We start from the raw sequence: 21,754 nt of genomic DNA, 5'->3' as shown, positions 1-21,754 counted from the left end.
GGGGAGCACTCTACGAAAGCCCCCTCTCCGGCCGCTTCGCCGAGCCACCTCTCCCCCGCTTCGCAGGGCGAGGAACCCAAGTCTTGAGAGGTCGGAGGGAAGCAACCCTCTGGCCGTCGCTACGGCCTTCGCCAATCTCCAAAGTCACAGGACGCAGGCTCGCGCTTCAGTCCGTCTCACGCAAATAGCTCGCCAGCGCCACCGCATTGTTGTGCGCCTCGTCATGGGCGCCGTAGAGCAGCGCCACCTTGCCTTCACGGAGCAAGGCACGTAGTTCCGCCACCGCCTCGCCGTTCCGGTCGAGCTCATCGCGGTATCGCCGCTGGAACTCCGCCCAGCGCGCCGGCTCATGGCCGAACCATTTGCGCAACCCATTGCTTGGCGCGATGTCCTTTAGCCAGAGCGTCAGCGCCGCGTCCTGCTTGGCGATGCCGCGAGGCCATATGCGGTCGACGAGCACCCGCTGCCCGTCATCGGGCGCCGGCGGCTCATAGATGCGCTTGACCGCGAGCTCCATTGCCAACTCCGCATGGGCCAGCAGGCGCCGCTGCTTGCTGGCCTTCGCTTAAAGATCCCGGGCCTAAACCCACTCGCCCTTGCGCATCACCGGCACGCGGCTGCCGTCCTTATGGACGCCGTCTATGTCGATCTTGTCCGAGCCGATCATCCAGTCGATGTGGATGAAACTCTTGTTGCCGCCGCGCGCCGCGATCTCGTCCTGGCCGAGCGAGGCGCCGTCGACGAAGCACTTCGAATAGCACTGGCCGAGCGCGATGTGGCAGGCGGCGTTCTCGTCGAACAGCGTGTTGAAAAACAGCAGCCCGCTCTTGGCGATCGGCGAGGAATGCGGCACCAGCGCCACCTCGCCGAGACGGCGCGAGCCTTCGTCGGTATCGAGCACCTTTTGCAGCACATCCTCGCCCTTCGTGGCCTTGGCCTCGACAATGCGGCCCGCCTCGAAACGCACCGCAATGCCGTCGATCAGGGTACCCTGATAGGACAGCGGCTTGGTGCTGGTGACATGGCCTTCGACGCGCCTTGCATGCGGCGTGGTGAAAACCTCTTCGGTCGGGATGTTGGGGTTGCAGGTGATGCCGTTCTTGGCGGTCGAGGCGCCGCCCATCCACTCGTGGCCGTCGGCCAGCCCGACGGTCAGGTCGGTGCCGGGGCCGGTGAAATGCAGTGCGTGGAAATTGTGGCCGTTCAGCCATTCGGTGCGGCTCTTCAACGCCGCATTGTGCGCCGTCCAGTTGCCGATCGGGTCTTCGACATCCACCCGCGAGGCGGCAAAGATGGCGTCGGCGAGCTTGGCCACCGCGACGTCTTCGGCATCGTCCGGGAAAACCTGCTTGGCCCAGGCCTGATCGGGATAGGCGACGATGTTCCAGTTGATGTCGAAGCCGGTGATCTTCTCCAGCGCCGGCTGGTAGGCCATCGAATTCGCCTTGTTGGCACGCGCCACCTTTGCCGGGTCCTGCGCCGAAAGCAGCGACGGATCCTCGCCGCGCACGGCAAGCCTCGCCGCATTGTTGGCGAAGGCTTTTGCCATGCCTTCATAGAGCCAGCCGGCGGCGCGGTCGAAGCCGGCGTCGACGCCGTAGCGGAAGCGCGCGAGCGTGATCTCATCGTCGTTGAAGATCGGCGTCACCAGGCCGGCACCTGCCTTGTAGGCGTGCTCGACGATCCGCCGCGTCAAAGGCAGCGCTGCAATAGACGAGGTCAGCACCAGATCCTGCCCCGGTTGCAATTGCAGCCCGACCTTGACGGCGACCTCCGCCAGCCTGTCGAGCTTCACCGGGTCGATGGTTGCGGAAACGCCGCGCGAATGTGTGGTCATGATCCTGCCTGCTGTGATTGGGGACTGTTTCTTACATAGACCGGCGCTGCCGACCTTTCCACTCTGATGACGCCGGCAGGTCTAGCTGACGCTCGAGCGATCTGAACTGCGCCATCGTCGCCTCGATCTCTTCGCGGATCCAGGTCTTGAAATCCCTGACTTTGCGGCTTTCGCTCTTGCTGGCCGAGGTCACCAGCCAATAGCCGAGCCCGCTCTGCGCCCGTATGCCGAACGGCGCAACGAGACGGCCGTCGGCCAGCGCGTCGGCGGCCAGCAACTGCCAGCCGAGCATGACGCCGTGACCGGCAATCGCTGATTCCAGGCACAGCATCGGGTCGGTGAAGCGCGCGCCTTTCATGAAGGTGACCGGCTCCACCCCGGCGGCTTCGAACCAGCTCTCCCAACTGATCATCGACCTTTCGTCGGTGATCGCACAGGTCAAAGCAAGGTCCTCGATCGATTTCAGCTTGCTGGCGATCACCGGTGCACAGACCGGAAACACCTCCTGCGCCAGCAGCAATTCGGCGCGCCCGCCTGGCCATTTGCCGTCGCCGAGCCGAATGGCGACGTCGATGTCCGAACGATCGAGATCGGCAAGCCGCGCCGAGGCATCGATGCGCAGGAGCACGTTCGGATGGCGGGCAAAATGCCGCGACAGCCGCGGCAGCAGCCATTTCGAGGCAAAAGCCGGCGCCACCGAAACCACCAGCGTGCACTCCGAGCTTTCATCGGCAAGCGCCACCGCCTGTGCGAGTTCGCGAAACCCGGCGCTGAGCCGCGCGGTAAAGACGGTGCCGAATTCCGTCGCCACCAGGCCAGCTGGCGTTCGTTCGAACAGCGCGCGGCCGAGTTGTTTTTCTGTTCGGTTGATCTGCTGGCTGACGGCGCTGACCGAGACGTTGAGCTCGCCGGCCGCCGCCGTGAGCGAGCCCAGGCGCGCGACGGCTTCGACGGCGCGTAAGCCGTTGAGGTGCACGCGGTTCAGCATAGCCATACAGTTTTTCTAAACTCGAACGGCTGAAATCTCAATTGCCAGACACTGCCGGATGCCGGATTCTAAGTGGGCTACTCAGAGTGAGGAGGCAAATCTGATGAAGATTTTGTTATGGCTCGGCGCCTTTTCCCCGATCGGAACGCAGCCGCGCCGGCATGACAGCGAGGGCATCAATTGGGTGACCGATCCGCTGGCGCATCCGGTGCTCGACACCATGTCGGAGCGCGAACTCGCCGACATGCCATTCAGGCTGACCGCGCGTCGTACCCGCTTCGAGACGGCCCCGCCAAGGACCTGCTGCGGCTGAAGAAGGACTTGCTGGCACTCAGGTGAGCCGGCCGCCGACGCGGCTGCGCAGCCCTTCTGGCCCAATAAAAGGCGGATTGTCTCGCCGGCAGGCGCACCTATGGTGCACCGCGATGAACATCGCTTCGCCCTTGCGCCTCGCAATCGCCGGCATGATTGCCCTGGCCGTCGCCATGGGCATCGGCCCGTTCGTCTATACGCCGATCCTGCCTGGCATGATGGAAGAGCTCGGCCTGTCGCCGGCCGATGCCGGCTGGATCGCATCTGCCAATTATCTCGGCTATCTCGTCGGCGCGCTTGCCGCCACCGGCGGCTGGGCGCAAGGCCGCGAGCGTCAGCTGATGCTGGCCGGCCTTGCCGCCACCGCGATCCTCGCCGGCCTGATGGGCCTGACCGGCACGATGGCCGCGTTTCTCGTCATCCGCTTTCTTGCCGGCGTTGCAAGCGCCTTTGTCCTGGTCTTCATGACCAGCATCGTTTTCGGTCATCTCGCCGCGGCCGGGCGAAACGACCTGCAGGCGCTGTATTTCGGCGGTGTCGGCCTCGGCATCGCGGCGTCCTCGGCGCTGTTGGCAGTCCTCGTCACCGAACATGCCGGCTGGGCGGCGGGCTGGCTATGGTCGGCGGTGATTTCGGCCTGCGGCTTTGCCGCCGTCGGCTTGCTGGCCGGCGGCACCTCGGCCGCGAACAGCACCACCGGGAGCGAGCCGGCACTGCCGAAACACCGGTCGCTGGTGAAGATCATCGTCGCATACGGCCTGTTCGGCTTCGGCTATATCGTCACGGCAACGTTCCTGGTCGCCATCGTCCGCCAGGGCGCCGGCGGCCGCGTCTTCGAGGCCGTGGTCTGGATGGTCACCGGCCTTGCCGGTTTCCCCTCGGTCTGGCTGTGGCAGAAGCTCGCGGCCAGGATCGGGCTTTATGCCACCTATGCCCTGGGGTGTCTGGTCGAGGTGGTCGGCGTCAGCGCCAGTGTCGTCATGGGCGGGCGCACCGGGCCGCTGCTCGGCGGCCTTCTTGTCGGCGGCACCTTCATCGCCATCACCGCGCTTGGCCTGCAGACGGGCAGGCAGCTTGCTCCGCAAGCACCACGCCGGATGCTGGCGGTAATGACGGCCGCCTTCGGCCTTGGCCAGATCATCGGCCCGATCGTCGCCGGGCTGCTTGCGCAGGCCTCGGGTAACTTTTTCCTCGCCTCGATCGTGGCCGCCGCCGTCCTGCTCGCTTCCGGCGCGATCACCTGGTCGGCTGCGCCAAAATCGCCATGATTATGGTCTTGCTCGGTTGCGGGCATCGGGCACGGGCATTTTCTTTCCCACTAATGTGTGACTTTATGCCCGCTGAACCCCGCTGATTTGCGCATCGACCGAGGATTTTCCCACAGTGTTCGTATCCTTCTTCCCGCAGCCGAAGCTCTTTTTCACCTCGGCCGCCGTCTGGAGTGCGGTCATGGTGGCCGTGTGGTTTCTCGGCGGCGACCAGCTAGGCGCTTTGGTCGGATTTCCCCTCCCTGCAGCGGACGCGGCGCCGATCATTGGCGTTTCCGTTTTCTGGTCGCCTCCGTTCCTTTGGTTCTACATCTATTTTACACTTGGTGTGCTGCTCTTTTACGCCTTCTGGCATTGGTATTCCCCGCACCCGTGGGACCGCTGGTCGATCCTTGGCAGCTCGCTGATCTTGTTCACGACCTATTTTCAGGTTCAGGTGAGTGTAGCGATCAATGCCTGGTACGGGCCGTTCTGGGATCTGATTCAGGGCATTGTGAGCAAAAGTGTGAAGGCGACAGAGTATGATGTTTATGCGCAGTTAATAACTTTCCTCGGCATCGCTCTGGTGGCTGTTACTGTTTACGTTCTGACAAATTTCTTTGTAAGCCATTGGGTGTTTCGCTGGCGGACAGCGATGAACGACTACTACATGTCCTATTGGCCTAGGGTGCGGAGCATCGAGGGAGCTTCCCAGCGCGTGCAGGAAGACACGATGCGCTTTTCAAAGATCATGGAAGATCTTGGGACCAGCTTTATTGATTCGATAATGACTTTGATCGCCTTCATGCCGATTTTGCTTGCCTACTCAAAGCACATTACGGCATTGCCTTTCATCGGTCAGGTGCCGCAGCCGTTGGTTTTGGCTGCGATCTTCTGGGCGATGTTTGGGACGGTATGCATTGCCACCGCCGGCATAAAGCTGCCCGGCTTGCAGTTTCGCAACCAGCGCGTCGAAGCCGCTTACCGCAAGGAACTTGTTTATGGTGAGGACGATCAGTCCCGAGCGCAGCCGCCGACCGTTTCCGAATTGTTCGGAAATGTGCGCCAGAACTACTTCCGGCTCTATTTCCACTACGTCTATTTCAATGTGGTCCGCTATCTCTACTTGCAACTAAATACCATATTCCCTCTTTTTCTGATGACTCCTTCGTTGGTCGCCGGAACCTTAACGTTGGGTCTCGTCAACCAGGTCAATTCCGCGTTCAGCCAAGTGACCAGCTCGTTCCAATATCTTGTTAATTCCTGGTCAACGATCGTTGAGCTCTTGTCAGTCCACAAGCGGCTGCGAGCGTTCGAAGCCACGATCAAGGGCGAGCCGCTGCCGGTGATCGATCAGCACTATCTAGAACGGGAACAAGCCGGGCTGCGTCCTGAGGATCAGCCGGCAAGCTAAGACTGGCGGGCGGCGGCGCTTGCGGCTCAGCCGCCCACCGCCGCCTGCCTTTCGCCTCGCCGCGATACATAGTCGCGAAAACTAATGCACTCGACGTCCGCTTTGACGCAGACCTCGCCGGCAAAGCGTTCCAGCGCGTTCCAGTAGGCGCCGTCATTCATCAGCGTGAAGTGGAAGCCGAGCTCAAGCGGAATGCGCTTGCCCTGGTATTGCGCATCGAAGGCGGCGCGGAACGCGTTATAGGTCCGGTCAGCGAACTCTTCTGCCATGCTCGGCCGCTCGAAGCCGCCGGAATGTCTGACATAGAGATTGTAATCCATGGCGATCACGCGCCTTGAGCTCGGCCCTTCCGGGATCTGCGGCAGCGAAAAGCGCGTGATGCCGTTGACGGTCGGCGGCTCGACCGGCCCACGGGAAACGCCGCTTGCGTCGAGCAGGAAGCCGGCCGCGGGCAGCGCCTCATAGAGCGCCTTGTTTGCCGACAGATAAGGCGCGCGAAACCCGACCACCGATTTGCGGGCGAAATCGCGCCAGCCCTTCGGTTCAGGAGCGATGCCGTTGATCGAATACGCGTTTTCGAGAATATGCTTGAATGAGCCGAACTCGCTCAGCCAGTCGGCTTTGCTCCAGTCCTTGCCGTCGAAATGACCGCAGCCATGGCTGCCGATGTCGTGGCCTTCCGAGGCCGCAAGGTTGATCTGCTCGAGCCGCTCGGCAACTTCCTGTTTGGAGGCGGCAAAGCCGATGTTCGATTTGCCTTCTGTCTTGCCGGGCGCGGTGTATTCCTTGCGTGTCTCGGGCGACAACAGAAACACGCAGGAGACGAAATAGGTGAAATGCGCGCCTGTGCGCCGGGCCAGCGCCCGGCTGCGCTGCCATTGCGAAATGTCGCGGGCGCTGTCGAACGAGATGATCACGATCTGCTTCGGCTTTGCCGGCGCCGCCAGCGGGTCGGCAAAAGCCGCGCCGGCAGCAAGCGCGGCAATGGAAAACGCAATAACGCGGGACAAACGGGGCAAAGGCATCTGACTTGATTAGGGAATGTAGAAGCACCGCCTACCGGTGAAATATGGCACGGGTGCGATCGACCTGTGCGGCCGCCGTTGGCGGTGACTGCCTCGTGAATAGGCGATTTTCCTGCCGAACCCCTTCCATGCCGGCAAAATTTCGCTAAAACGCGGGCTCATCAACCGCCCCGCCCGGGGCATGAATGGTTTTGATCCATGTCGGACGACAGTTTTATCCGCGAAGTCAACGAAGAGATTCGTCGCGACCAGGCGCATGCGCTGTGGGATCGTTTCGGTCCCGCCTTGCTCGTGCTGGCCGTGCTGGTGGTGCTTGGCACTGGCGCTGTCGTCGGCTACCGCTATTGGGACGAGACCCGCGCCAACCGCTCGGGCGATGCTTTTTCGCAGGCGCTCAAGCTCGCCAATGACGGCAAGAACGACGAGGCGCTTGCCGCTCTGGAGGCGTTGGAGAAGGACGGCTACGGCGCCTATCCGCTGCTCGCCCGCATGCGCGCGGCAACCGTCAAGGCGGACAAGGGCGACGTCGACGCCGCCGTCAAGGATTTCGACGAGGTCGCCGCCGACACCAAGATCCCCTCCGGCATTCGCGACATGGCTCGTCTCAGGGCAGCGCTGCTTCTGGTCGACCACGGCTCTTTCGCCGATGTCTCCAGCCGCGTCGAGGCGCTCACCGCCGACACCAACACATTGCGCCATACGGCGCGCGAGGCGCTTGGCCTTGCCGCCTGGAAGGAAGGCAAGGCGGCGGATGCATTGAAGCTGTTCGACCAGATCGCCGCGGATGATGGCGCCCCGCACAACACGCGCGAGCGGGCGACTTTGATGTCCGAGCTGATCCGCGGCTCGGGCGGCGTGTCGTGATAGTCCATGACCTTCAAAGTCGCCATCATCGGCCGGCCTAACGTCGGCAAATCGACCCTTTTCAATCGGCTGGTGGGAAGGAAGCTGGCGCTTGTCGATGATACGCCCGGCGTCACTCGCGATCGCCGCGTCCATGCCGCAAAGCTCTACGACCTGCATTTCGACGTCATCGACACCGCCGGCTTCGAGGATGCGGCTGCCTCGACGCTGCCCGGCCGCATGCGCGCCCAGACCGAGATCGCCATCCGCGAGGCTGACCTGATCTTTTTTACGATCGATGCCAAGTCCGGGCTGATGCCCGACGACAAGACCTTCGCCGAGATCGTGCGCAAATCCGGCAAGCCGGTTGTCGTCGTTGCCAACAAGGCCGAGGCGCGCAGCGCCCAGGGCGGCATGCTGGAGGCCTGGGAGCTCGGCCTTGGCGAACCGATCCCGGTCTCGGCCGAACACGGCCAGGGCCTGCCCGATTTGCGCGATGCGGTAATCGCGGCACTGGGCGAGGCGCGTGCCTTCGGCGAGGACGAAGAGGCCGGCGAGGAGGAGGTCGCCGCCAGCGAGGTGCTGATCGGCGAGGACATCAGCGACCCGGACGCCGAGCCGAGCTATGACGACACCAAGCCGATGCGCATCGCCGTCGTCGGCCGCCCCAACGCCGGCAAGTCAACGCTGATCAACGCGCTGATCGGCGAGGAGCGGCTGTTGACCGGCCCCGAGGCCGGCATCACTCGCGATTCCATCTCGGTCGACTGGGACTGGCATGGCCGCCGCTTAAAATTGTTCGACACCGCCGGCATGCGCCGCAAGGCCAGGATCCACGAAAAGCTCGAAGTGATGTCGGTGCAGGACGGCTTGCGCGCCATCCGCTTTGCCGAGATCGTCATCATCGTGCTCGACGCCACCATTCCCTTCGAGAAGCAGGATCTGCAGATCGCCGACCTGATCATCCGCGAGGGCCGTGCCCCGGTGATCGCCTTCAACAAATGGGATCTTGTCGACCATCCCCAGGAGTTGCTGGCCGAGCTGCGCGAAAAAACCGAGCGGCTGCTGCCGCAGGCGCGCGGCATGCAGGCGGTGCCGGTGTCGGCCGAGACCGGGCGTGGCCTCGACAAGCTGATGGATGCCGTCATCCGGACGCATCGAGTTTGGAACAGCCGTGTGTCGACCGGCAAGCTCAACCGCTGGCTGGAAGGCATTTTGGCGCATCATCCGCCGCCGGCCGTCGCCGGACGTCGGCTGAAGATCAAATATGTCACCCAGGCCAAGACGCGGCCGCCGGGCTTCGTCGTCTCCTGCTCACGGCCGGACGCGATGCCGCAATCCTATGTCCGCTATCTCTCGAACAGCCTGCGCGAGGCTTTCGACATGCCCGGCGTGCCGATCCGCATCGCCTTGCGCACCTCGGACAATCCTTTCGCCAGCAAGGCAAAGAAGCGCCGCTGAGCGCCACTGTCCCTTTACGCTACGTTGCGCAGAACGGGCGCCGGTTGCGTCTGCGGCAACGCTTCCAGCGCCGCCTGCAACAGGATGTCGCCAAGCCGCGCCGCTACCGGGTCGGGCTCGGCCTCCTTGCGATGCAGGAACAGCGCCATCTTGGGCAAGGCGGGCACCCCGGCGATCTCCGGCGTCATCGCCCTGACGGTGGCCGGCGTGAGTGGGGGCAGCCTCTGCACCTAATGGGCGGTGTAAGCTCCGTCCACCAGATGGTAGCTCCCAGTGATAAAGCTGGCCTGGTCGGACAACAGGAAGCATACAAGAGCCGCTACCTCTTCCGGTTTCCCGCGCCTGCCCATCGGCTGAAGACCTGCCATGCGCCGGCTGGCTAATGCCTCCATTTGCTCCGATAAAAGAGGCGTTTCGATCCAGCCGGGGCCGACGACATTGATCCGGATGCCCATCCTCGCATATTCAATCGCCGCAACCTTGGTTAATCCAACGACCCCGTGTTTCGCTGCCGTGTATGCGGACGCAGTTGGCAAGCCGACGGAACCGAGAACGGAGGACATGTTCACGATGGCGCCTCCGCCCCGATCCAGCATCGCGGCGATTTCGTACTTCATGCTGTAGAAAACGCCATTTAGATTGACGTTTATCAGTTTGTGCCAGTTGTCGAGCGGATAGTCTGCCGTTGCTTTTCGAATGCCGTCGATACCTGCATTGTTTACCGCCATATCCAGTCCGCCGCATTTCTGGACAGTGAACTCGATCAGCTTTTCCACGGCTGCCGCATCCGTGACATCTACCGCAAAGTCGTAGGCCCTGCCGCCTTGCGAGCTTATTTCGGCGGCTCTGCAGTGCGCTGCCTCGGCATCAAGGTCGGCGACAACAATCTCGGCTCCTTCTTGCGCGAGTTGCCGTGAAACAGCCGCACCTATTCCGGATCCTGCGCCGGTCACAATCGCGACTTTACCATGGAAGTCAGGCTTCATCGTCTCTGTCCTATGCCAATTTTGACATAACCGAACAGAGGCAGACGGTTATCGCAAGAAGTTTCGCTCCAATTCGCTTGTCAATCCTGTGAATTCATTTTGCCACCACAAAGCGAGACTTGGCCCGCAGGCCTTGGAATGGTAGAGACGAAGGCGGCGGTAGATGACCAGTTTCCTAGCAGGTAGAAATGGAAGAACACCACATTGCGCGCCGGGGGCTCGTGCTGGGTAGTCTGGCTCTGATGGTCTCCGGATGTACGTCGACGTTACAACAGGTGGCGGAGCCGATTTCATCCGCGTTCGGACCAAGGCGTGGCCTGAATCCTCGTTACCGACGGCAGCATGTGCGGTACGACGGAAACGAGCCGGCCGGAACGATCGTCGTCGATACTTCGCAACGTTTTCTCTATGCCGTCGAGACGGACGGGTGGGCGACGCGCTACGGCGTCGGCGTCGGCGAGCAGGGACTTTCGTTCAAGGGTACAGCGACCGTCGGCCGCAAGGCGGACTGGCCGTCGTGGACACCCACCGCCAGCATGATGAAGCGCAAGCCGCGCCTGGTGAAGTATGCAGGGGGGGTCCCTGGCGGACCAAACAACCCGCTTGGTGCGCGTGCCCTTTATCTCTATCGCGACGGGCGCGACACCCACTTCCGGATACATGGTACAAACGAGCCGTGGACGATAGGCACAGCAGTATCGAACGGGTGCATCCGTATGATCGATGACGACGTCATTGACCTCTACGACCGTACTCCTTTGGGCACGACGGTGGTGGTTGTTTGATGGTGGGCAGGCCTGATCTCCGTTGGATGGTGAACCTGCCAGCACGTCACCGCAAAGGTGCCGCCTGGAACCGGGTGCCAACTGTGTCATTTCTGCACTAGGCGTTGATGTAGATCGCGGGTAGCTTGGCGGGGCTGCATATTGTTTTTATTTGTGGCGATTCCATAGGCTGTTCCGCCCTCGGGGAAAGGATTGCTTGATGAACAGGATGTTGATTGTAATGGTTGCCACCCTCGCCGTTGCCAGCCTGAGCGGCTGCGCGAATGGCATGATCGGCAAAGGAAAGGGGAAGGCTCCTCCGCCGGAACCCGCTGCCGTAGAGGAGCCCGTGATTAAATAAGGACCGGCTTTCGGTTATTCGGGAAGGGCCGCCAGGCCCTTCCCAATCGATATGCAGGGGCCAGCCGGATTCGTAGCCTACGTGCGTTAGCGGCATAGGTTGGCGCTAGGCCTGCGGTCCTCGGAGTTCTGGATAGATGACGCTAGTAAGTGGCCGTTCAACAATTGTGGCCCTGCTCGCACTTGTCGCAGCGTCATGTCAGTCGCAGGACAGCAAGCCCCAGCCGACTTTTGTGTCCGATGATAAGGCACTGAGAACCGCGGCGATGCCGACGCGCGCGGCGGCGTCAACTCAAGCCCAGCGGTATTTCATCGAGTTCCGCTCCCGGTACGCCCTTACCTACGGCCATTCCTACGTGATTTTTGGACGATTGAACCAGGCCGGACGGATGGTCAACCCCGAAGTGGCGGGCCTCGCTCCGAAGTCCGGTGATCCCAATGTCTATGTTCTCGGCCATTTGGCGCCCGTGCCAGCCTCGACCGGGTGGACGGACGGCGACCTGGAAGATGCTTACCGGTCGGCAAGCTGGCGTGTATTACTTACCGAAGCCGAATATAGGAAAGTCGTCGCGAGCATACGAAGGCTGCAGGCCAGTTCTCCGCTTTGGCACGCGTCGCTCTACAACTGCAACGCATTCGTAGCGGACATCGCTAGATCCATGGGGTATAAGACCCCCGGTATCTGGCTCCGGCCGCAACAATTCATAACCAAGCTTCGGGAGATGAACGCGGGTTGAAATGCGATTGGCAAAACCCGCTTTCGCGCCCATTCGCCCGGTTAAGTGCGAAGGGAACGCGCTCTGAATGTCTACGGTCGACAACTCGGACGGTGACATCGTTGCGACGGCTTATCATCGTCCCAGATCGAGAAAAGGCTCCGGTGACGTGACGTGACCATTGCTGTAGCCTCAGTTGGCGAGATCATATGGGTGATCGGCATCGTTGCTTGGTACGTGATCCGGTATCCGTTCGAGCGCCGGGCAAGGCGCGTGCGAATTGTAGCTGGCGGCAGCTCAAGTTCCGACACCGTCGGGCTTGTATCGGCTCTCCTTGGCCTGGCAATCCTGCCTGGCTTCTATGTCGCTACCGGCATCCCCGGAGCGGCTGATCATCCGGCCAGCGTGTGGTCGGTGGCGCTCGGAACCATCATCTTCTGCTCAGCGCTGTGGATTTTTCGCTTATCCCACAAGGAACTTGGCCGTAACTGGTCGATTACGCTCGAGATTCGCGAACGGCATGAACTGGTCAGCGCCGGGCCATACGCCTTGGTCCGTCACCCTATGTACACCTCTTTCCTGCTTATGGGGCTCGGCCAGCTCTTTCTGCTGCCGAACTGGGTTGCGGGCATATCGGGTTTGATTGGTTTCGCAGTCCTTTTCCTGCTGAGAGTGGATAAGGAAGAGCGTATGATGCTGGAGAATTTAGGCTCGCAATACCGTGTCTATATGGAAAGGACCAAGCGGATATTCCCTTATCTTTATTAGAGGTCGTTTTATGCGAGGCCGAGCCCTCAAGCTTTCCGCGCCCCGGCGCCTTGTTGGCGATCTGATGAGGTTTTCGATCGGCGTGCCACGGGTCGCGGTGCAGCGTCAGATGAATCTCGGCCCACTCGTAAGGGCTAGAATGGCGCAGCAGACCAGGCCCTCGTGGACCGCTATCTTCCTGAAAGGGTATGCGCTTCTTGCCCTAGAGATGCCGGAGCTGCGGCGCGCCTATGTCAAGTTGCCTTGGCCGCAGCTTTACGAGTATCCGGCAAGCGTAGCCTCGATTGCCCACGAGCGCGAATATGATGGCGAGCCGGCCGTTCTGCTGAGCCGCATCAAATGCCCGGAGCGCTACTCCATCACGGAACTTGAGGGATCCATCCACGCGGCTCGATCACGGCCGATCCAGGAGGTCCCGGAGTTTCGGCGTGCCTTGCGGGTGGCAGGTGCGCCCGCGCCAGTCAGGTGGCTGCTTATGTGGCTAGGGTTGAACATCGCCCGGCAAAGGGCAAATTACTTCGGTACCTTCCAACTGTCCGTCTATTCTGGCCTCGGTGCGGAATCACTCAACCCGCTGACACCACTGACCACCCTTCTCAACTACGGTCCGATCGGCAAAGACGGATCGGTGAATGTCCGCATCCACTACGATCACCGGGTCATGGATGGAGCGAACGTCGCACGAGCACTGGAGAGATTCGAAAAGATTCTGAACGGCACTGTCGCCAATGAAGTGGTGCTGCTCGGTCAAGATGTTTCCGCTCCTGCAAGACAGAGGAACGCGACGTGATTTCGCACTGTGAATTCCGGCCAGCTATCGTCGTGATTGGCGGCTCGGGTGGAATTGGCCGGGCGATTGCGTGCGTCGCTGCAAGGGAGCGCGGTGCGGTTGTGCTGGTTGCCCGCTCGCCTGAGGGTTTGGCCGGCGCGGCGTCTGAGGTTAGGGAGGCGGGCGGCGAGGCATTCACGCTCGAGTTGGATCTCGTGGCAGGCGATGCGCCAACGCGCCTGGAGGGCTTTCTGTCCGCACACGGCCTGGTCTGTGATGTCCTGGTCAACAGCGCCGGCTATGGCCTGCGGGGCGCGACGACGGCGCTGCCTATTGATGGTCAACTCGGCATCATCGATCTCAATATACATTCCCTCACAGAACTGACCCTTCATTTTCTGCCGGGAATGGTGGCGCGCCGACGGGGCGGGGTGCTCAATCTCAGTTCCGTGGCCGGGTTCGTTCCCGGGCCTTATATGGCTCTGTACTTCGCTAGCAAAGCTTTCGTGCGCTTCTTCTCAGAGGCGCTTCACCAGGAATTGCGCCGAACCGGCGTGACGGTCACATGCGTTGCACCAGGCCCGGTGCCGACGGAGTTTCTCGCAAGGTCAGGCGCCAATCAGACGGTGCTCTTCAACATCTTGCCCAAGGTGGATCCGGAGTATGTAGCCGAACGGGCGTGGCGAGGGTTCAAATCGGGTCGTCGCCTAGTCGTACCGGGAATCTCGGCCAAGTTGGCTGCCCTTGCGGCAGCGCTCCTGCCTTCCGCAGCGCTGCTGCCCCTGGTTGGCCGTCTGCAACGCCGCGGCAATGATCAATGTCCTTGCGGTTCAGGTATAAAGTTCAAGAAATGCTGCGGTACCCGCCAGATTCAGCTACGCCGGGGCCCTCGGGGAATTATCCCCTGACCGGACCAGCGTGCACCGAAAAACCTCATTGAATCGAGAGACCGCTCGCCGATGACGGGTGTTAAGCATGTTGGTAGCATAGAGGCGAGGCTTTCGACATGCCCGGCTTGCCGATCCGCATCGCCTTGCGCACGTCGGACCACCCGTTCGCCAGCAGGGCGAAGAAGCGCCGTTAGATCATCATTCGCGGAACCTTGCGAGACGTCGGCGGGACAGCGCCCCCTCTGCCCTGCCGGGCATCTCCCCCATTTGGGGGAGATTGGCCGTCCTCTCCGCTTTAGCCAATCTCCAGCGCCGAAAGACGGGTGGGACGGCGAAGCTGCTAGTCTAATCTCCCCCCTCGTGGGGGAGATGTCCGGCAGGACAGAGGGGGGCGCGAGGGATCGCGAGCGCTCGTCTGCGCTAAGCCGCTTTCCTCAGACCATCCGCGTCGCCACTTCCCGGCAACGGCTCCAGCGCCGCCTGCAGCAGGATGTCGCCAAGCCGCGCCGCTACCGGGTCGGGCTCGGCCTCCTTGCGATGCAGGAACAGCGCCATCTTGGGCAAAGCGGGCAGCCCGGCGATCTCCGGCGTCATCGCCCTGACGGTGGCCGGCAGGCCGATATCGGTGCGGATCGTCAGTCCGAGCCCGGCGGCGACGGCTGCCCAGATGCCGCCAAGGCTCGGGCTGGAGAAGGCCATCCGCCATGCCAGGCCGGCGCGGTCGAGCGTTTCGGTCGCCACGCTGCGCAGCAGGCACGGCGCTTCGAGCGCCACCAGCGGCAACGCCTCGCCATCGCGCAGGCTGGTCTCGATCTGTTTTGCCGGGCCGATCCAGCGCATCTGGACGTCGGCTACATGCCGGCTGTAGGGCAGCGTCGCGCCATTGTGCCAGGCAAGCGCGATATCGAGGCTGCCCGAAATGATCCGTTCGGCAAGCTCATGGCTGCGTGCGATCCTGGCCTCGATCTTGACCTTGGGATGGGCGCGGGTGAAGCGCCCGAGCACCTCCGGCAGCACCGCCTCGCCGAAATCCTCCTGTAGCCCAAGCCGCACCCAACCCTCCAGCTCGACATCGTGGATGGCGGAGGCGGCCTCGTCATTGAGCTCGATCAGCCGCCGCGCGTAGCCGAGCATGGTCTCGCCCGCGTCCGTCAGCACCAGACCACGCCCAGATTTACGGAAGATCGGCGTCGCCGCCTGCTCCTCCAGCTTCTTCAATTGCGCACTGATTGCCGAGGTCGAGCGGCCGAGCCGGTCGGCGGCCTTGGCGAAGCTGCCCAGCTCCATGCCGGTGACGAAGCTGCGCAGGACTTCGAGATCGAATGTCACGCGTCGCATGCCAATAATCCTGATATTCGGGACATTACGTCAAAAACTTCCTGATATTCAGTACGAAGCTATGGCGGTAGAGAGAGCGCGTCAAGACCGAATGCAGCCGACCCATGCAGGAGCTGAACCATGTCCGCTGTCGCCACACGAGCAGATTGCAAACCGCTTCGCCCGGCCGCCGTTGCCGCCCCGTCAGAAGCGGCGGCACTTCGACCCAATCATCGCTGGAAGGTGCTGGGCATCGGCGTCGCCGCCAATGCCTGCTTTTCCGCGACCTTCTCCGGCATTCCGGCGACGGCGGTGTTCCTGCGCTCGGGCTACCATCTCTCCAATGGCGAACTCGGCCTGGCGCTTGGCCTTCTCGGCCTGGGCGTGGCGCTGAGCGAATTGCCGTGGGGGCTGCTGACCGATCGCTGGGGCGACCGCCGCGTTCTGCTGACGGGGCTCGGCGCAACCGCGGTTTGGCTGCTTGTCATGGCCGCGCTGGTCGTGCCGTCACCGGCCCATATTCCCGGCATCGCGCTTCTCGCCGCTGCCCTGCTGGTCACCGGATTGCTCGGCGGCAGCGTCAACGGCTCCAGCGGCCGCGCCATCATGGCCTGGTTCGGCGAAGGCGAGCGCGGCTTTGCCATGAGCATCAGGCAGACGGCGGTGCCGCTTGGCGGCGGGCTTGGCGCGCTCGTGCTGCCATCGCTCGCTTCAGCCCATGGCTTCACGGCAGTCTTCGGACTTCTGGCGGCTGCATCCGCGGTCTCGACCTCGCTCGCCTGGCGCTGGCTGCATCAGCCGCCGGCGCATGACGATGCCAATTCGGGCAGCATGGCATTGTCGGCCGGCCCGGCGCCGCTGCGCAACCCGGCCGTCTGGCGCATCGCAACAGCCATCGGCCTGCTTTGCTTTCCGCAGGTGGCGGTGCTTACATTTGCTTTCGTGTTCCTGCATGATTTCGCCGGCATGGGAACAGCCGTGATCAGCGCCAGCCTGGCTGCCGTGCAGGTCGGCGCCATGGTCATGCGCGTCTGGAGCGGCCGCTACACCGACCGTCACGGCAACCGCCGGTCGTTCCTGCGTCTGTGCAGCATGCTGAGCGTGGCCGCCTTCACCGTGCTTGCGGCGCTCGTCTTGTTTTCGGCTCAATTCTTGTCAGGCCAAGCGCCGATGCTGTCGCCGGCGATGGTCGCGATGCTGGTCGTGGCCGGCATCTGCGTCTCCTCCTGGCATGGCGTCGCCTACACCGAGCTTGCGACGCTGGCCGGCGCGAGCCAGGCCGGAACGGCGCTCGGCCTTGCCAACAGCCTGGTCTTCATTGCCTTCTTCCTGGTGCCGATCGCCATTCCCGGACTTCTCGTGCTCTGCTCGTGGGCAGGCGTCTGGCTGGGTGCGGCTATTTGCGCGCTGATCGCCTGGCCGATCTTTCTTCCGCCAACGGATAGCCGCAAAAGCGCCTGACTTCGACACGAGATGGGAAAACAACGTTCTAAGCTGTTAACGCCCCATCAAGGTTAATGCATCATTGTAGCTCTCCAGTGGGGTCCGTTGCGTTTCTGGAGAGTTCCGTGCATCGACGTGTTTTGACGCGGCTTGTCGCCGCCGCCGGTGAGAAAAAGCGTTCCTTCCTGTCTCCGTTTATTATTGGCCTTGGCATCTGGATCGGCTTTCCGACGGTCGCTGCCTATCAGGACATGACCAGCCTGGTCTCCGGCCTGGAGGCGCCGAGCGTCCGCTGGAACGCCTATGTCGAGAAATCCGTCGCCGGCTCCGTTCACGCCGCCGAAATGCCCTTCCTCGATTCCAGCAGCACCGGCTCGCTCTCCGGCTCCGGCGTCCAACTGCCCGGCATCGGCTCCGTCTCGTTTCGCGGCAAGGGCGGCATCGCCGGCACGACGCCGGACGAGAACCGCATCACGCGTGCCGACAAGAAGGGCCGCATCATCCAGGTCTCGCCCGTCTCGCCGCCGAAGAACTTCAACGCCGGCTCGATCTTCGAGCGCACCTCTTCGCTGCTCCGCCCAAGCATGGACAGCGGCCTGAGGATGGCTTTCGCCAAGCCCGAGATCAAAGGCAAGGAAATCCAGATCGCCGCCGCCTTCCACACGCGCATCGACAAGAAGCCGGATTTCGGCGTGCCGGCGATGCTTGCCGCGCTGGTCAACAATGATCATCCTGACGTGCTGGCGACCGCTTACGCCTCGTCGGTCCCCGATTACGCCAAGGCGTCGCCTTTCGAGGCCTTGCTGCAGGACGAGGACGCGAACGATGGCCGCTTCATTCCGCCGATGAGCAAGGGCGATCATTCTTGGATGCAGACGCCGCTGCCGGCGAGCGTCTTTTCCAAACCGGAGCAGGCCTGTCTCGCCAACGGCATCTATTTCGAGGCGCGCGGCGAAGCCGTGCGTGGCCAGGCCGCCGTCGCCCAGGTCATCCTCAACCGCGTCCGCAACCCGGCCTATCCGAACTCGATCTGCGGCGTCGTCTACCAGAACGACAACTGGTTCAACCGCTGCCAGTTTTCCTTCGCCTGCGACGGCAGGAAGAAGCGCATCGACAACCCCGCTGCCTACCAGACCGCACAGGATGTCGCCATGGCCGTCACAGCCGGCAAGATCTTCATTCCGGAAGTCGGCTCGTCGACCCATTATTACGCCAACTACGTCCATCCGGGCTGGGCGCGGACGATGCAGAAAATGACCAGGATCGGCCTGCACATCTTCTACCGCACCTATGGCGGCGGCTGGAGCTGAGCGCTCGGGCAGCCCTTGCATCTTTCCCGCGAGAGCGGCCGATCGAAGACGCATCGCCGTGGGGATTCGGCCGCAGCCCGCCAGAGGCCGCGTCGGGCACGATGTCGCACCCGAGCAAGTAGCTGATTTATAACAAAAAAATACTTGAGCTTGAACGTCCGCCCGTGGCTTGACGGGCGCGGACCCTCTAACTATGTTGCCGGCGACTTTAAGAAGCGGACGGACGGCGACGGTCTGACCGGGCAGGAGGGGGTTGCGTGGCCGACAAGAATGGGCCAGACGGAACCGGCAAAACCGGCCGCGGCAAGCAGCATGAAGCCGACATCCGCGACGACGATCTTGAGCGCCGCCGGCGCGACCTTGAAGCATCGCTTGCGACAAGGCGGCCTGATCGGCTCGAGGGGAAAGACGACGCGAAAGCGGGCAGTGTGGCCGGGTACGGCCAGGCGCTCAAGCTGTCCAGCGAGTTCATCGCCGGGATAGTGGTCGGCGCGGCTCTCGGCTGGTTTATCGATCGCGTGGCGGGGACATCGCCATGGGGTCTGATAGTCGGGCTGCTGCTGGGTTTTGGCGCCGGCGTGCTCAATGTCCTGCGTTCAGCCGGGCTTGTGTCGGAATTCGGAACGGGCGACAAGCCGCGCGATCCGAAAGAATGAATTGAGGCGCCGCATGCCGGCGCATTGAACAGGATACTGAAGCCGTCTGCGGCTTTGATGGGGATTTAAAGTGGCTGCTGACAAGGTCGATCCGATCCACCAATTCCAGATCCATCCGATCATTCCGATTCACATCGGCGGCTACGACCTGTCTTTCACCAATTCGGCACTGTTCATGCTTGCGACGGTCGCTGTCGCATCGGCGTTTCTCTACCTCAGCACGTCGAGCCGCAGCCTGGTTCCGGGCCGCCTTCAGTCGGTCTCGGAAATGGCCTATGAATTTGTCGGCAATATGCTGAGGGACGCGGCGGGCACGCAAGGCATGAAGTTCTTCCCCTTTGTGTTCTCGCTGTTCATGTTCGTGCTTGTCGCCAACCTGCTTGGCCTGTTCCCGTATTTCTTCACCGTCACCAGCCACATCATCGTCACCTTCGGCCTCGCTGCGCTGGTGATCGGAACCGTGATCGTCTACGGCTTCATGAAGCACGGTCTCGGCTTCCTGAAGCTGTTCGTGCCGAAAGGCGTGCCCATCGTGATGATGTTGCTTGTCGTTCCGATCGAAGTGATTTCCTTCGTCTCGCGCCCGGTCAGCCTCTCGGTTCGTCTGTTCGCCAATATGTTGGCCGGCCACATCACGCTGAAGGTGTTTTCGGGATTCGTCGTCAGCCTCAGCGCTCTCGGCACGCTTGGCATTGCGGGTTCGGTCCTGCCGCTGGCGATGGCCGTGGCTTTGACGGCTCTGGAGTTGCTCGTGGCGCTTTTGCAGGCCTACGTCTTCGCCGTGCTGACCTGCATGTATCTTAACGACGCCCTGCACCCTTCGCACTGATTTAGAGTTTCCGGCATTGCCGCCGGATGGAATCGCAACGGAATTTTAGATCCAAAGGAGTTGAATAAATGGACGCAGAAGCAGCAAAGTACATCGGCGCCGGCATCGCATGCCTCGGCATGGGCGGCGCGGGCATTGGCCTCGGCAACATCTTCGGCAGCTATCTGGCGGGCGCGCTGCGCAACCCGTCGGCCGCCGACGGCCAGTTCGGCCGCCTGATCTTCGGCTTCGCCGTGACCGAGGCGCTGGGTATTTTCTCGCTTCTCATCGCGCTTCTCGCCCTGTTCGGCTGAATGCTTGTTCGGCTGAACATTGGCAAGAATTGAACAGGCCGGCTGCGATCCTGCGGCGGGCCTGAATTTCGGGGATAGCCCATGTTCGTGACATCTGCCTTTGCGCAAGAGTCCGCGCCCGCCGTCGAAGGCGGCAGCGCTGGGACCGGCGTGCCCGCCGAGGCGCACGGCACGTTTCCGCCATTCAATCCGGCGACGTACCCGTCACAGCTGCTGTGGCTGGCAATCACCTTCGGGCTGTTTTATCTCTTCTTGAAGCGGGTGGTGATGCCGCGCGTTGGCGGCATCATCGACGTGCGCAACGACCGCATCACGCAGGATCTCGATCATGCTGCCCGGCTGAAAGGCGAGGCCGATGCCGCCGTTGCCGCCTATGAGCAGGAATTGGCGGAAGCCAAGGGCAAGGCCAATGCGATCGGCCAGCAGGCCAACGATGCGGCCAAGGCGGAAGCCGAAGCTGCCCGCAAGACGATCGAGGCAGCGCTTGACCAGAAGCTTGGCGAGGCCGAGGCGCGCATATCTTCCATCAAGGCCAATGCCATGAAGGAAGTCGGCACGATCGCCGAGGACACCGCTTCGGCCATCGTCGAGGCGCTTGTCGGCGGCAAGGCCAGCAAGGCCGAAATCGCGGCCGCGGTCAAATCCGTGGCCGGGTGAGGAGCGCATCATGGACGCCACATCTCTCGCGACGCTTTGGGCAACGGTTGCCCTCGTAATCTTCCTCGGCATCGCCATCTACATCAAGGTGCCGGGCATGATCGCCAAAGCGCTCGATGCGCGTGCCGACAAGATCAGCTCCGAGCTCGAGGAGGCGCGCCGGTTGCGCGAAGAAGCCCAGCAGCTGCTTGGCCAATACCAGCGCAAGCGCAAGGAAGCCGAGCAGGAGGCCGCGGCCATCGTTGCCGCCGCCAAGCGTGAAGCCGACATGCTTGCCGCCGAGGCGCACAAGAAGACCGAGGACTATGTCGCTCGGCGTACCGCTTTGGCCGAGCAGAAGATCGGCCAGGCCGAGCGCGAAGCGATCGGCGAAGTGCGTGCCAGCGCCGTCGACATCGCGGTCGAAGCCGCGCGCGCGTTGCTGGCCGGCAAGATCGACGCCAAGGCCGGCGCCGACCTGTTCAACGCCTCGCTGCAGGATTTGAAGTCGAAGCTGAATTAAGCGACTTCGTCGAGAAATTCATCGAAAGCCGCCTGGGAAAGCTGGCGGCTTTTTTGTTAGCGAAAGCGGCTGAGCGCGTAATCTCCCCCCTCGAGGGGAGATGGCCGGCAGGCCAGAGGGGGTCGCCGCGCGTGAAGCGCCAGCCTTCTCTTTCGTCCCGCATGGCGTCGCGCCAGGAGATAGTGTGCTGAAGGTTCTGCAAAAGTTTTGGAGAGAGAACGGCGCTTGCTCTGAGGGGCGAGCGGCCATGGCACGGTGGTGACGTTGCGATCACCGATTCCCGTGGAAGGGGAAGTGCCATGACCAATCGAGACGTTAGACTGAGCAGAGGCGAGTTGAAAGCGTTGCTGTTGTCGGATGAGGACGG

25 protein-coding genes are annotated in these 21,754 nt (G+C 62.4%); 18 read left to right on the top strand and 7 right to left on the bottom strand.

Going from position 1 to position 21,754, the window contains the following annotated elements; all coding sequences use genetic code 11:
- Positions 1–166: 166 nt before the first annotated feature.
- The 3 genes from NKI59_RS33210 to NKI59_RS33200 are packed head-to-tail and all read right to left on the bottom strand — an operon-like array spanning position 167 to position 2,831.
- Positions 167–523, bottom strand: a complete 357-nt coding sequence (locus tag NKI59_RS33210; RefSeq protein WP_352593198.1) for a DUF488 domain-containing protein — start codon at positions 521–523, stop codon at positions 167–169.
- Between the two features lie 57 nt (positions 524–580).
- Entirely contained in the window at positions 581–1,837 is a 1,257-nt protein-coding gene (locus NKI59_RS33205; protein WP_352708730.1) for an aminopeptidase, read from the bottom strand.
- Positions 1,838–1,868: 31 nt separating this feature from the next.
- Positions 1,869–2,831, bottom strand: a complete 963-nt coding sequence (locus NKI59_RS33200; protein WP_352593204.1) for a LysR substrate-binding domain-containing protein — start codon at positions 2,829–2,831, stop codon at positions 1,869–1,871.
- Positions 2,832–2,928: 97 nt separating this feature from the next.
- Here NKI59_RS33200 and NKI59_RS33195 point away from each other — a divergent pair, with 97 nt between their 5' ends.
- The 3 genes from NKI59_RS33195 to sbmA all read left to right on the top strand — a co-directional run bounded on the left by NKI59_RS33195 (position 2,929) and on the right by sbmA (position 5,798).
- Positions 2,929–3,138 (top strand): hypothetical protein, encoded by a 210-nt coding sequence (locus NKI59_RS33195; RefSeq protein ID WP_352593207.1) that lies wholly within the window; start codon positions 2,929–2,931, stop codon positions 3,136–3,138.
- Between the two features lie 112 nt (positions 3,139–3,250).
- A complete protein-coding gene (locus NKI59_RS33190; protein ID WP_352708728.1) occupies positions 3,251–4,405 on the top strand; it encodes a YbfB/YjiJ family MFS transporter in 1,155 nt (384 codons plus the stop codon).
- Between the two features lie 115 nt (positions 4,406–4,520).
- Positions 4,521–5,798, top strand: coding sequence for a peptide antibiotic transporter SbmA (sbmA, locus tag NKI59_RS33185; protein ID WP_352449943.1), 1,278 nt, complete (start codon positions 4,521–4,523; stop codon positions 5,796–5,798).
- 26 nt (positions 5,799–5,824) lie between these two features.
- Here sbmA and NKI59_RS33180 read toward each other — a convergent pair whose 3' ends face one another.
- A complete protein-coding gene (locus NKI59_RS33180; protein WP_352593213.1) occupies positions 5,825–6,817 on the bottom strand; it encodes a polysaccharide deacetylase family protein in 993 nt (330 codons plus the stop codon).
- A 204-nt stretch (positions 6,818–7,021) separates the two neighbouring features.
- Between NKI59_RS33180 and NKI59_RS33175 the strand changes: the two genes are divergently transcribed.
- Both NKI59_RS33175 and der read left to right on the top strand, forming a co-directional pair.
- A complete protein-coding gene (locus NKI59_RS33175; RefSeq protein ID WP_352593216.1) occupies positions 7,022–7,687 on the top strand; it encodes a tetratricopeptide repeat protein in 666 nt (221 codons plus the stop codon).
- 6 nt (positions 7,688–7,693) lie between these two features.
- Positions 7,694–9,127, top strand: a complete 1,434-nt coding sequence (gene der, locus NKI59_RS33170; protein ID WP_352708727.1) for a ribosome biogenesis GTPase Der — start codon at positions 7,694–7,696, stop codon at positions 9,125–9,127.
- A gap of 14 nt (positions 9,128–9,141) precedes the next feature.
- Here the strand turns inward: der and NKI59_RS33165 are convergent, their stop codons facing one another.
- Both NKI59_RS33165 and NKI59_RS33160 read right to left on the bottom strand, forming a co-directional pair.
- Complete coding sequence (locus NKI59_RS33165) at positions 9,142–9,357, bottom strand: hypothetical protein (RefSeq protein ID WP_352593222.1); 216 nt, start codon at positions 9,355–9,357, stop codon at positions 9,142–9,144.
- Positions 9,358–10,113: an SDR family NAD(P)-dependent oxidoreductase gene (locus NKI59_RS33160; protein WP_352476622.1), complete on the bottom strand. Its 756-nt coding sequence runs from the start codon at positions 10,111–10,113 to the stop codon at positions 9,358–9,360. It abuts the gene before it with no gap.
- 188 nt (positions 10,114–10,301) lie between these two features.
- On the opposite strand from NKI59_RS33160, the gene NKI59_RS33155 reads away from it, so the two are divergent.
- The 6 genes from NKI59_RS33155 to NKI59_RS33130 all read left to right on the top strand — a co-directional run bounded on the left by NKI59_RS33155 (position 10,302) and on the right by NKI59_RS33130 (position 14,398).
- Positions 10,302–10,898, top strand: coding sequence for a L,D-transpeptidase (locus NKI59_RS33155; protein WP_352593225.1), 597 nt, complete (start codon positions 10,302–10,304; stop codon positions 10,896–10,898).
- Between the two features lie 199 nt (positions 10,899–11,097).
- Positions 11,098–11,238 carry a hypothetical protein gene (locus NKI59_RS33150; protein ID WP_023722423.1) on the top strand — a complete coding sequence of 47 codons (141 nt, stop codon included), beginning with the start codon at positions 11,098–11,100 and terminating at the stop codon, positions 11,236–11,238.
- A 136-nt stretch (positions 11,239–11,374) separates the two neighbouring features.
- On the top strand, positions 11,375–11,974 hold the full coding sequence (locus NKI59_RS33145; protein ID WP_352708725.1) for a hypothetical protein: 600 nt from the start codon (positions 11,375–11,377) through the stop codon (positions 11,972–11,974).
- Positions 11,975–12,133: 159 nt separating this feature from the next.
- Positions 12,134–12,721 carry a protein-S-isoprenylcysteine O-methyltransferase gene (locus NKI59_RS33140; RefSeq protein ID WP_031195116.1) on the top strand — a complete coding sequence of 196 codons (588 nt, stop codon included), beginning with the start codon at positions 12,134–12,136 and terminating at the stop codon, positions 12,719–12,721.
- A gap of 10 nt (positions 12,722–12,731) precedes the next feature.
- Complete coding sequence (locus tag NKI59_RS33135; RefSeq protein WP_352593418.1) at positions 12,732–13,511, top strand: hypothetical protein; 780 nt, start codon at positions 12,732–12,734, stop codon at positions 13,509–13,511.
- Positions 13,508–14,398 carry an SDR family NAD(P)-dependent oxidoreductase gene (locus NKI59_RS33130; RefSeq protein ID WP_352623001.1) on the top strand — a complete coding sequence of 297 codons (891 nt, stop codon included), beginning with the start codon at positions 13,508–13,510 and terminating at the stop codon, positions 14,396–14,398. Before NKI59_RS33135 ends, NKI59_RS33130 begins: the two co-directional genes overlap by 4 nt.
- A gap of 402 nt (positions 14,399–14,800) precedes the next feature.
- On the opposite strand, the gene NKI59_RS33125 is transcribed toward NKI59_RS33130, so the two are convergent.
- A complete protein-coding gene (locus tag NKI59_RS33125) occupies positions 14,801–15,718 on the bottom strand; it encodes a LysR substrate-binding domain-containing protein (RefSeq protein ID WP_352708724.1) in 918 nt (305 codons plus the stop codon).
- Between the two features lie 120 nt (positions 15,719–15,838).
- On the opposite strand from NKI59_RS33125, the gene NKI59_RS33120 reads away from it, so the two are divergent.
- The 7 genes from NKI59_RS33120 (at position 15,839) to NKI59_RS33090 (ending at position 21,387) form a co-directional block, all read left to right on the top strand.
- A complete protein-coding gene (locus tag NKI59_RS33120; RefSeq protein WP_352708722.1) occupies positions 15,839–17,158 on the top strand; it encodes an MFS transporter in 1,320 nt (439 codons plus the stop codon).
- Between the two features lie 107 nt (positions 17,159–17,265).
- The gene (locus tag NKI59_RS33115; protein WP_352708720.1) at positions 17,266–18,450 is read left to right on the top strand and encodes a cell wall hydrolase; all 1,185 of its coding nucleotides are present in this window, start codon (positions 17,266–17,268) and stop codon (positions 18,448–18,450) included.
- A 257-nt stretch (positions 18,451–18,707) separates the two neighbouring features.
- Entirely contained in the window at positions 18,708–19,106 is a 399-nt protein-coding gene (locus tag NKI59_RS33110; protein WP_023716852.1) for an AtpZ/AtpI family protein, read from the top strand.
- 70 nt (positions 19,107–19,176) lie between these two features.
- Positions 19,177–19,935: a F0F1 ATP synthase subunit A gene (locus NKI59_RS33105; protein WP_352449933.1), complete on the top strand. Its 759-nt coding sequence runs from the start codon at positions 19,177–19,179 to the stop codon at positions 19,933–19,935.
- Positions 19,936–20,003: 68 nt separating this feature from the next.
- Entirely contained in the window at positions 20,004–20,228 is a 225-nt protein-coding gene (locus tag NKI59_RS33100; RefSeq protein ID WP_006206606.1) for a F0F1 ATP synthase subunit C, read from the top strand.
- Positions 20,229–20,309: 81 nt separating this feature from the next.
- Positions 20,310–20,885 carry a F0F1 ATP synthase subunit B gene (locus NKI59_RS33095; protein ID WP_352579869.1) on the top strand — a complete coding sequence of 192 codons (576 nt, stop codon included), beginning with the start codon at positions 20,310–20,312 and terminating at the stop codon, positions 20,883–20,885.
- Between the two features lie 10 nt (positions 20,886–20,895).
- The gene (locus NKI59_RS33090) at positions 20,896–21,387 is read left to right on the top strand and encodes a F0F1 ATP synthase subunit B (RefSeq protein WP_023674071.1); all 492 of its coding nucleotides are present in this window, start codon (positions 20,896–20,898) and stop codon (positions 21,385–21,387) included.
- The last annotated feature ends 367 nt before the right edge of the window (positions 21,388–21,754 follow it).

Origin of the sequence: Mesorhizobium sp. M0598, assembly GCF_040320865.1 — a bacterium.
Classification (GTDB): domain Bacteria; phylum Pseudomonadota; class Alphaproteobacteria; order Rhizobiales; family Rhizobiaceae; genus Mesorhizobium.
The sequence above is the reverse complement of the archived record's forward strand: the minus strand, read 5'-3'. Positions and strand labels throughout refer to the sequence as shown.